The organism is Morganella morganii H1r (assembly GCF_000633515.1).
In the GTDB taxonomy this organism is placed as follows: domain Bacteria; phylum Pseudomonadota; class Gammaproteobacteria; order Enterobacterales; family Enterobacteriaceae; genus Morganella; species Morganella morganii_B.
Window position 1 is genome coordinate 19,772 of the sequence record NZ_AYMP01000032.1, and the last position, 9,470, is coordinate 29,241.

The 9,470-nt window shown below is 52.8% G+C and carries 11 protein-coding genes; 1 reads left to right on the forward strand and 10 read right to left on the reverse strand.

Annotated elements, in window-relative coordinates:
• Nucleotides 1-157: 157 nt before the first annotated feature.
• Nucleotides 158-898 (reverse strand): 3'(2'),5'-bisphosphate nucleotidase CysQ, encoded by a 741-nt coding sequence (gene cysQ / locus U868_RS0118170; RefSeq protein ID WP_025154542.1) that lies wholly within the window; start codon nt 896-898, stop codon nt 158-160.
• A 134-nt stretch (nt 899-1,032) separates the two neighbouring features.
• Complete coding sequence (gene fklB, locus U868_RS0118175; RefSeq protein WP_025154543.1) at nt 1,033-1,653, reverse strand: FKBP-type peptidyl-prolyl cis-trans isomerase; 621 nt, start codon at nt 1,651-1,653, stop codon at nt 1,033-1,035.
• Between the two features lie 217 nt (nt 1,654-1,870).
• On the opposite strand from fklB, the gene U868_RS0118180 reads away from it, so the two are divergent.
• Nucleotides 1,871-2,464, forward strand: coding sequence for a LysM-like peptidoglycan-binding domain-containing protein (locus tag U868_RS0118180; RefSeq protein ID WP_240182744.1), 594 nt, complete (start codon nt 1,871-1,873; stop codon nt 2,462-2,464).
• 74 nt (nt 2,465-2,538) lie between these two features.
• Here the strand turns inward: U868_RS0118180 and rplI are convergent, their stop codons facing one another.
• The 8 genes from rplI to U868_RS0118220 form a co-directional block, all read right to left on the reverse strand.
• The gene (rplI, locus tag U868_RS0118185; RefSeq protein WP_025154545.1) at nt 2,539-2,988 is read right to left on the reverse strand and encodes a 50S ribosomal protein L9; all 450 of its coding nucleotides are present in this window, start codon (nt 2,986-2,988) and stop codon (nt 2,539-2,541) included.
• A 38-nt stretch (nt 2,989-3,026) separates the two neighbouring features.
• Complete coding sequence (gene rpsR / locus U868_RS0118190) at nt 3,027-3,254, reverse strand: 30S ribosomal protein S18 (protein ID WP_004234502.1); 228 nt, start codon at nt 3,252-3,254, stop codon at nt 3,027-3,029.
• 4 nt (nt 3,255-3,258) lie between these two features.
• Complete coding sequence (gene priB / locus U868_RS24730; protein ID WP_045139169.1) at nt 3,259-3,576, reverse strand: primosomal replication protein N; 318 nt, start codon at nt 3,574-3,576, stop codon at nt 3,259-3,261.
• Between the two features lie 5 nt (nt 3,577-3,581).
• Complete coding sequence (gene rpsF / locus U868_RS0118200) at nt 3,582-3,971, reverse strand: 30S ribosomal protein S6 (RefSeq protein ID WP_004241366.1); 390 nt, start codon at nt 3,969-3,971, stop codon at nt 3,582-3,584.
• 151 nt (nt 3,972-4,122) lie between these two features.
• Nucleotides 4,123-4,857 carry a 23S rRNA (guanosine(2251)-2'-O)-methyltransferase RlmB gene (gene rlmB, locus U868_RS0118205; RefSeq protein ID WP_025154546.1) on the reverse strand — a complete coding sequence of 245 codons (735 nt, stop codon included), beginning with the start codon at nt 4,855-4,857 and terminating at the stop codon, nt 4,123-4,125.
• Between the two features lie 78 nt (nt 4,858-4,935).
• On the reverse strand, nt 4,936-7,374 hold the full coding sequence (rnr, locus tag U868_RS0118210) for a ribonuclease R (protein WP_025154547.1): 2,439 nt from the start codon (nt 7,372-7,374) through the stop codon (nt 4,936-4,938).
• Nucleotides 7,375-7,401: 27 nt separating this feature from the next.
• Complete coding sequence (gene nsrR, locus U868_RS0118215) at nt 7,402-7,830, reverse strand: nitric oxide-sensing transcriptional repressor NsrR (RefSeq protein ID WP_004241364.1); 429 nt, start codon at nt 7,828-7,830, stop codon at nt 7,402-7,404.
• Nucleotides 7,831-8,035: 205 nt separating this feature from the next.
• The gene (locus U868_RS0118220; protein ID WP_025154548.1) at nt 8,036-9,334 is read right to left on the reverse strand and encodes an adenylosuccinate synthase; all 1,299 of its coding nucleotides are present in this window, start codon (nt 9,332-9,334) and stop codon (nt 8,036-8,038) included.
• Nucleotides 9,335-9,470: the final 136 nt, after the last annotated feature.

A 9,470-nucleotide genomic window follows, 5' to 3' on the forward strand; every position in this document is an offset into this window, starting at 1 on the left:
GAATAATAACCTCATAATTACTATAAGTTTTATAAATAATGTGAGGCTGAAATACCGGGATTAGTGTCAGCAGATACGGAGTTTAGCAGGCGGGGAAAAATCAGTGTAATTTGCATAACCATGCAAATTACACTGTTATTCAGGAATAAAATGGCAGTCAAAAACTGCTGACGCGGAACCCCGGGTTTATCAGCGATTCACGCGGTGTATAGTCGAGCGTTTTTCCGCTCCAGTCCGTGATATGCGCTCCCGCTGCGAGTGCAACGGCGTGTCCGGCTGCCGTATCCCAGATATGGGTCGGATTGAAACGGGGATAGAGCTGGGCTTTACCTTCCGCCACCAGGCAGAATTTGAGGGATGAGCCGATAGCACGGGTTTCATGCGGTCCCAGCTGCTCCAGATAATCCGCCAGTTCCGCATCCTGATGTGAACGGCTGATCACCACCATCGGCAGATCCGTGTTCACCACTTTGATCGCCATCCGCTGCCCGCCCCGCTCACGCCAGGCGTGTTTGCCTTCTGCCAGATAGAGCACGTCCGGTACCGGGGCATACACCACACCCATTACCGGTATGCCGTCAGAAATCAGGGCAATATTGACCGTAAATTCACCGTTTCGGCTGATAAATTCTTTGGTGCCGTCGAGCGGATCCACCAGCCAGTATTGTGTCCAATGCTGCCGCTCAGACCACGGCTGCGGATCTTCCTCTGACAGCACCGGGATGTCCGGTGTCAGGGCTTTCAGTTCCTGCACAATAATGTGGTGCGCGGCTAAATCCGCAGCGGTCAGGGGGGAGTTATCCGCTTTGGCGGAGATGGTCAGTGTGTCGGGATGATGGTAGATATCCATGATTGCATCGCCCGCCCGCCGGGCCAGCAGACAAATTTGATTGAGCATCCTTCACCTCTTTCACAAAACGGTTAGTGAGTCGCGTAATCCTGTTCACGTCTCCGGAGACCTGAGTATAGAAATAAAAATGGCCGGTGAAAACCGGCCATTTCGCATATTCTGTTATTGCTGACAAAGAGAGATTACAGGATCTCCAGCAGCTCCACTTCGAATACCAGTGTGCTGTACGGCGGGATCGCTGCACCGGCACCGCGCTCACCGTAAGCCAGGTTGCTCGGGATATACAGTTCCCATTTGGAGCCGACCGGCATCAGGGTCAGTGCTTCAATCCAGCCTGCGATCACGCCGTTTACCGGGAATTCAGCCGGTTCACCGCGCTGTACAGAACTGTCGAATACAGTACCGTCGATCAGACGACCGGTGTAGTGAACACGGACACGGTCAGTACGGGCCGGGATAGCGCCGTCACCCTGATTAATGACAGAGAACTGCAGGCCGCTTTCTGTAGTGGAAACGCCTTCTTTCTTCGCGTTTTCTTCCAGGAAACGTATCCCGTCTTTGACCAGTTCAGCCTGTTTTTCATTGCGGACAGCATCAGCACGCTCATGCATTTCACGCAGGGCACGATGCAGAACATCCACCGCCACCGCCGGCTGGTTATTTTCCAGTGCATCGGTGATACCGGCCAGGATAGCTTCCGGTACTAATCCGCTCAGCCCGGATTCCTGTAATTGCTGGCCGATTTGTAAGCCGATTCCGTAGCTTGCCTGTGCTTCCATCGTGTCAAAAGTCGGTTTTGTCATGAGAGATACCTGAGTAATAAGTAAGACAGACAAGCATAACAGCAGGATGTACCCCGGTAAACCCGATAATCAGTGAAAGCTGATGCAACACGGCGATTCCCGGAAAACAGCGCAATCAATTTATAAAACAGGACTAATTCCGAATAATTTCAGTAAGTCTGCTGCTACACTGGAACAATACCGGATGATAATGATTCATGCTGAACAGCGGGAGATTATGATGAGACTACTGCCAAAGCGCCATTTTTACGCTATCGCCGCCATTGCGCTGATTGTCATACTGATCCTGTTTTTCTGGCCCGCCGCACAGAAACCACCGGTGACCGTTCCGCCTCAGAATATCACGCTGACGCCACCGGCTGATCCGCTGGGTGATCTGATCGCTGAGCAGACCGGCACACCGCCGGAGACATCATCCGGTATCCCGGATTTGCCGCTGCCGGATAATCTCCCGCCCGGCGCACTGAATACCGAACCAGCCCCGCAACCGGTGACCGCAACGCCTGCTGCTGAACCGCCGCCTTCCGCCCCTTCTGCACCGGACAGACAGCTCGTGGCACAGCAGTTTACTGTGAAAAAAGGTCAGACGATTGCGCAGGTATTCCGCAGCAAAGGTTTACCGGTGGATGATTTATTCCGGATGACCGCCGCTGAAGGCCCGCAAAAGCCACTGAATCAGGTAGAAGCAGGGGATAAAATCCGGGTGATTTACGGGAAAGGAAAAACCATTTCAGAGCTGAGAATTGATAAGGCCAACGGGCAGTCCGCCACCTTTAAACGGCAGAAAGACGGCAGTTACCGCCGCTCTTAATCTCTGTGTTTACCGCATAAAAAACGCTGGCCTGAGCCAGCGTCTTTCAAAGATGTTTACCGTGTAATCAGCGATTACTCAGCAACAATCTTCACATTCAGTTCTGCAAACACGTCGCTGTGAACCTGGAAGTGAACTTCGTGATCACCCAGAGTACGCAGAACGCCGTTTGGCAGACGAACTTCGCTTTTCGCCACTTCAACGCCGGCTGCAGTTACAGCATCAGCGATGTCACGGGTACCGACAGAACCGAACAGTTTACCTTCGTCACCCGCTTTGGAAGACAGAGTCACAACGCCCAGGGCATTGATTTTTTCTGCACGAGCGTGTGCTGCTGCCAGAACGTCAGCTAATTTAGCTTCCAGTTCTGCGCGGCGTGCTTCGAAGAATTCGATGTTTTTCTTGGTTGCAGGAACTGCTTTACCTTGCGGTACTAAGAAGTTACGTGCATAACCAGATTTAACATTTACCTGGTCGCCCAGGCTGCCCAGGTTTGCTACTTTATCAAGCAGAATAACTTGCATTACCTTATCCTCTTAAAGTCATTAATGGACTGTGCCGATTACTGATGACGATCAGTGTAAGGCAGTAAAGACAGGTAGCGTGCACGCTTGATAGCACGAGCGAGCTGACGCTGATATTTCGCACTGGTACCGGTGATACGGCTTGGTACGATTTTACCACTTTCAGTGATATAGTTTTTCAGCGTAGCGATGTCTTTATAATCAATCTCTTGAACGCCTTCTGCGGTGAAACGGCAGAATTTACGACGACGGAAATAACGTGCCATATGGCTAGTCTCCAGAATCTATCAATTCAATATGTTCGGCATGAAGAACCAGTTTCGATAATCCATTTCGCCCCTGATGGGTGCTGATGAATCCCTGAACGGTTATCTGACTGCCGACCGTTATACTGCGAGTAATGGTTTGGATCGTCTGTCCGCTGGCAACCACGGGCATTCTGCACCATGCCTGCCGGGTGAGTCCGGCTTCCTGCTGTTGTGAGCGGTGCTCAAGCACAAACTGACAATGCGGAATTCCGGCCGGGCTGACTTTCCGGATGGGTTCCCTGCACACTGTGCCGGATAACACCAGACGGTTAGCGGACACCGTTATTACTCTTCAGTTTCCTCAGCTTCATCATTTTCTTCAATGTCGTCAGACATGTCGCGCGGGCGACGTTCGTCTTTCGCTTTAACCATTGGAGAAGGTTCAGTCACCGCGTGCTTAACGCGCATAACCATGCTGCGGATAACGGCATCATTGAAGCGGAAAATAGTTTCCAGCTCGTCAATCACTTCCTGCGGAGCTTCAACGTTCAGCAGAACGTAGTGCGCTTTGTGCAGTTTGTTGATTGGGTAAGCCAGTTGGCGACGACCCCAGTCTTCGAGACGGTGGATCTGACCTTCTGCGTTAGTAATAGCAGTTTTATAACGCTCGATCATTGCCGGTACTTGTTCGCTCTGGTCCGGATGAACCATGAAGACGATTTCGTAATGACGCATTAGTAGTGCTCCTTACGGATTATTAGCCTCCTGTCCGGGCAACCGCAACCCTGAGAGGCAAGGAACTTGTTTAAGTGCGGCTGAAAAATTTGACGCATAACTATACTCACACCCGCCTCAAAAGACAAGGTAATAAGTGTGTGATGCGGGATTATTTTGCGCGCTGACGCACGGCCTCAAACAGGCAGACACCCGTTGCCACCGAGACGTTCAGGGAAGAGACTGACCCCGCCATCGGAATGCTGATCAGTTCATCGCACAGGTCGCGGGTCAGACGGCGCATGCCTTCCCCTTCCGCCCCCATTACCAGCGCCAACGGGCCGGTCATTTTACTCTGATACAGATCATGAGTGGCTTCACCGGCGGTGCCGACGACCCAGATATTTTCGTCTTTCAGCTGGCGCAGTGTGCGGGCCAGGTTAGTGACACGGATAAGCGGTACGCTTTCCGCTGCACCACAGGCGACTTTTTTCGCCGTGGCATTCAGCTGCGCGGAGCGGTCTTTCGGAATGATCACCGCGTGTACACCGGCAGCGTCTGCAGTACGCAGACATGCCCCCAGGTTGTGCGGGTCAGTCACGCCATCGAGTACCAGCAGGAACGGTGTTTCATGCTCTGCCAGCAGATCAGGCAGATCCTGCTCCTGATACTGACGGCCGCCTTTGACTTTGGCGATAATACCCTGATGAACGGCACCTTCGGTCTGGCTGTCCATCCACTGACGGCTGGCCATCTGGACGCGGACACCCGCCGCTTCCAGGGCATGCACAACCGGGGTCAGGCGGCGGTCTTCACGCCCTTTTAAGATAAAGACTTCAAGAAAACGGCTGGGATCACGCGCCAGCAGAGCATCCACGGCGTGGATACCATAAATAATTTCACTCATAACGTTCCGTTTGTTGCGGGACAATAAGCGTAATGAGGCGTTACCGCCTCATTACGGGAAGAGATAAACCAAAGGCGGTTACTTCGCGGCTTTTTTCTTCGCGCGTTTCGCCTTTATATTGGCCTCGATTTTTTTGGTCCGGGCTGATTTTTTGCTTTTCGGGGCTTTCGGGCCGTCCTCTTTTTTCTTCTTGCGGAACGCGCTGTCCGGTTCGAAGTTTTTGTCGCGGCGCGGATCCCCTTTCTTACCGTCCCGGCGCTTGTCCCCGCGTTCACCGGTTTTCGCCCGGGTTCTCGCGGTTTTGCCTTCATTACGGGCACGGCGGGTGGTTGAAATCAGCGCGAAATCAATGGTGCGCTCATCCATGTGTACTGCTTCCACCCGGATTTCAACTTCATCACCCAGGCGGTATACATTCGAGGACGATTCACCAATCAGACGCTGGCCGACATTATCGTAGCGGTAGTAATCGTTATCAAGTGTTGATACGTGTACCAGACCATCGATAAACAGATCATTAAGACGGACAAAGAAACCAAAGCCGGTCACGCTGGTGATAAGCCCGGTAAAGACATTCCCCACCTGATCCTGCATAAAGTCGCACTTCAGCCAGTCTGCCACGTCACGGGTGGCTTCATCGGCACGGCGTTCCGTCATAGAGGTGTGTTCACCGAGCTGGAGCATACTCTGCATATCATAATGCCATGCACCGGTCTGTGATTTCGCCTCGCCGCGCTCTTTTGCCAGCAGGTACTTAATCGCACGGTGCAGGCTCAGATCCGGATAACGGCGGATAGGAGAGGTAAAGTGGGCATACGCCGGTAATGCCAGGCCGAAGTGACCGCGGTTGTCCGGATCATAAATCGCCTGTTTCATCGAGCGCAGCAGCATAGTCTGTAACAATTCGTGGTCAGGACGCTCCGCCACTTCCAGCATGACACGGGCGTAATCTTTCGGCTCCGGTGTCAGGCCGCCCGGCAGCGTCAGACCCAGTTCATTAAAGACGGTACGCAGGTTGATGACGCTGTCCTCTTTCGGACGATCATGCACACGGTACAGCGCCGGTTCGTTGTTTTTCTCAACAAAGCGTGCCGCCGCAACGTTCGCCATGATCATGCATTCTTCGATCAGTTTGTGTGCATCGTTGCGCAGTACCGGTTCAATGCGCTCAATACGTTTTTCCGCATTGAAAATAAATTTCGCTTCTTCGGATTCAAAGGCAATCGCACCGCGCTCATCACGGGCTTCCGCCAGTGCTTTATAGAGTTTATGCAGCTCTTCCAGGTGTTTGACCAGCGGCGCGTAGTGTTCGCGCAGCTCTTCATCCCCTTCGAGGATTTTCCACACTTTGGTGTAGGTCAGACGGGCGTGGGAACTCATCACCGCTTCATAGAAACGGTAACCGGAGAGTTTACCTTTCGCCGAAATCGTCATTTCACACACCATACACAGGCGATCCACCTGCGGGTTCAGTGAACAGACACCGTTCGACAGCACTTCCGGCAGCATCGGCACAACCTGTGACGGGAAGTAAACCGAGGTTCCCCGGCTGCGGGCTTCATCATCCAGTGCCGTCTGCGGACGCACATAATAGCTGACGTCAGCAATCGCCACCCACAGACGCCAGCCGCCGCCGCGTTTGGCTTCGCAGTGTACCGCGTCATCAAAGTCACGGGCATCTTCGCCGTCGATAGTCACCAGCGGCAGATCGCGTAAATCAACACGGCCTTTTTTGGCGGATTCCGGTACTTCCTCACGGATATCCGCGACCTGACGTTCCACCTGAGCAGGCCAGGTGAACGGAATTTCATGTTTGCGCAGGGCAATATCCACCGCAATACTGGTGCCCATTTTCTCGCCCAGCACTTCAGTGATAACACCTAGCGCCTGCACGCGTTTGCCCGGGCGGCGGGTCAGTTCCGCCACCACGATATTCCCCATCCGTGCGCCGTTAATTGACTCTTTCGGGATCAGAATATCGAAGCACAGACGGCTGTCATCCGGCACGACAAATCCCATGCCTTCTTCGGTAAAGTAACGGCCGACGATCTGACCGGTTTTCGGCTCAACGACACGCACAACGCGTGCTTCGCGGCGGCCTTTGCGATCAGCTCCCATCACCTGAACCAGGATCACATCCCCGTGGATGCATAATTTCATCTGATCCTGCGGGATGTAGAGATCGTCTTTTTGTCCTTCGACACGCAGGAACCCGAAGCCATCGCGATGGCCGATCACGGTGCCTTTAATTAAATCAAGACGCTCCGGCAGTGCATAGCACTGACGGCGGGTAAAGACCAGCTGCCCGTCGCGCTCCATCGCGCGCAGACGGCGGCGCAGGGCTTCCTGAGCCTCTTCACCGGTGATCCCCAGCTCCTGTGCGATATCCTCGCGGCTCACCGGTTTGGTGTGGCGGCGGACGGTTTCAAGAATAAATTCACGGCTCGCGATAGGGGATTCGTATTTTTCCGCTTCGCGCTCACGGTAAGGGTCGTTTGATTGTTTTTCCACTGACATTGTATCCTCCGTGGTTTCTGACCGGCGTTATTCGTCCGTCAGTAACAATTTATAAAGATGCTGATTGTCCTGCACCATATCAGCGAGCGTGTGTTTATCCAGTTCCTGTAAGAACTCCCGGATGGCTTTATTCAGTACCGATTTCAGCCGGCAAGCCGGGGTAATGTGACAGAATTCACCGCTGCAGTTCACCAGTGTTAACGGCTCGAGCGCGCGGACAACCTCACCGATACCTATAGTATTAGCAGGTTTTCCCAGGCGGATCCCGCCATTTTTGCCGCGAATCGCCTCGACATAACCCAAATGGCTCAATTGGTTAATTATCTTGACCATATGGTTACGGGATACGCCGTAAACGTCCGTCACTTCCGTAATGCTGGTCATTTTACCATCAGGAAGTGACGCCATATAAATCAGCGCCCGCAAGCCATAATCTGTAAAACTGGTTAACTGCACATTTTACCCCGGAAATTCTGTTAACCCATACGGGAGCTCACATGATAAGTAATGGATAATCATTATGTGTGTCTTTTGCTTATTAAGCAAAATTTGTCGTTAAAAACGCCGGGGTTCCTGTCATTACTCAGTCAGAAATCCCGGCGTCAGAAAACAAAAGGCCGGACAAACATGCCCGGCCCTGACTGGTATCACCTGAACGATCTTATGCGTCGAACGGGTCGCGCAGGATCATCGTTTCAGAACGATCCGGACCGGTTGAAATAATATCAACAGGAACGCCTGTCAGTTCTTCAATGCGGCGGATGTAATCCAGTGCTGCCTGAGGCAGTTCTTCGCGGCTCTTCGCCCCGAATGTGGTTTCAGTCCAGCCCGGCATCACTTCATAGATAGGCTCGATGCCTTCCCAGTTATCCGCAGCCAGTGGTGTGGTTTCGATGATTTCACCATTCGGCAGACGGTAACCGACACACACTTTCACTTCTTTCAGACCATCCAGCACATCCAGCTTGGTCATGCAGAACCCTGACAGGGAGTTAATCTGCACAGCGCGGCGGATAGCAATGATGTCCAGCCAGCCGCAACGGCGGCTGCGTCCGGTGGTCGCACCGAACTCCTGGCCTTTGGTACGCAGGTATTCACCGGTTTCATCAAACAGTTCGGTCGGGAACGGACCGGCACCCACGCGGGTGGAGTACGCTTTGATGATACCCAGGACATAATCCACATAACGCGGACCTAAACCGGAACCGGTGGCAACACCGCCGGCAGTGGTGTTTGAGGAGGTCACATACGGATAAGTACCGTGGTCGATATCCAGCAGTGTACCCTGCGCGCCTTCAAACATCACCAGCTCACCGTTAATGGTGGCTTTGTACAGCAGATCAGACACATCCACAACCATACCGGTCAGGATATCCGCAACTGCCATGATTTCGTCCAGGGTTTTCTGATAGTCAACCGCAGGCTCTTTGTAGTAGTTCACTAACTGGAAGTTGTGATACTCAAGGATTTCTTTCAGTTTCTGAGCGAAGGTCTCTTTATCGAAGAGATCACCCACACGCAGACCGCGGCGGGCAACTTTATCTTCGTATGCAGGCCCGATACCGCGCCCTGTTGTGCCGATAGCTTTCGCGCCGCGTGCTTTCTCACGGGCATTATCCAGCGCAACATGATAAGGGAGGATCAGCGGACATGCTTCAGAAATCAGCAGACGCTCACGCACCGGAATACCACGCTCTTCCAGTGCAGTCATTTCTTTCAGCAGTGCATCGGGTGCGAGTACAACACCGTTAGCAATGATGCTGACGACGTTTTCGCGGAGAATACCTGACGGAATTAAATGCAGGACGGTTTTCTCACCGTTGATAACCAGAGTGTGACCCGCGTTGTGGCCACCTTGATAACGAACAACATACTTAGCCCGTTCAGTCAGCAAGTCGACGATTTTGCCCTTGCCCTCGTCACCCCATTGGGTGCCCAATACGACAACGTTCTTACCCATTTCGTTTTTACCTGGTTGCTTAAAAAAGGATTCTAGCATCTCATGACCGCCCTTTCAGCACTTTTTATCCACTTTATGAAAGTCACCTGATCAATGTCCATAATAAAGCCCGCCTAAGCGCTGAGGAATCCCCAGT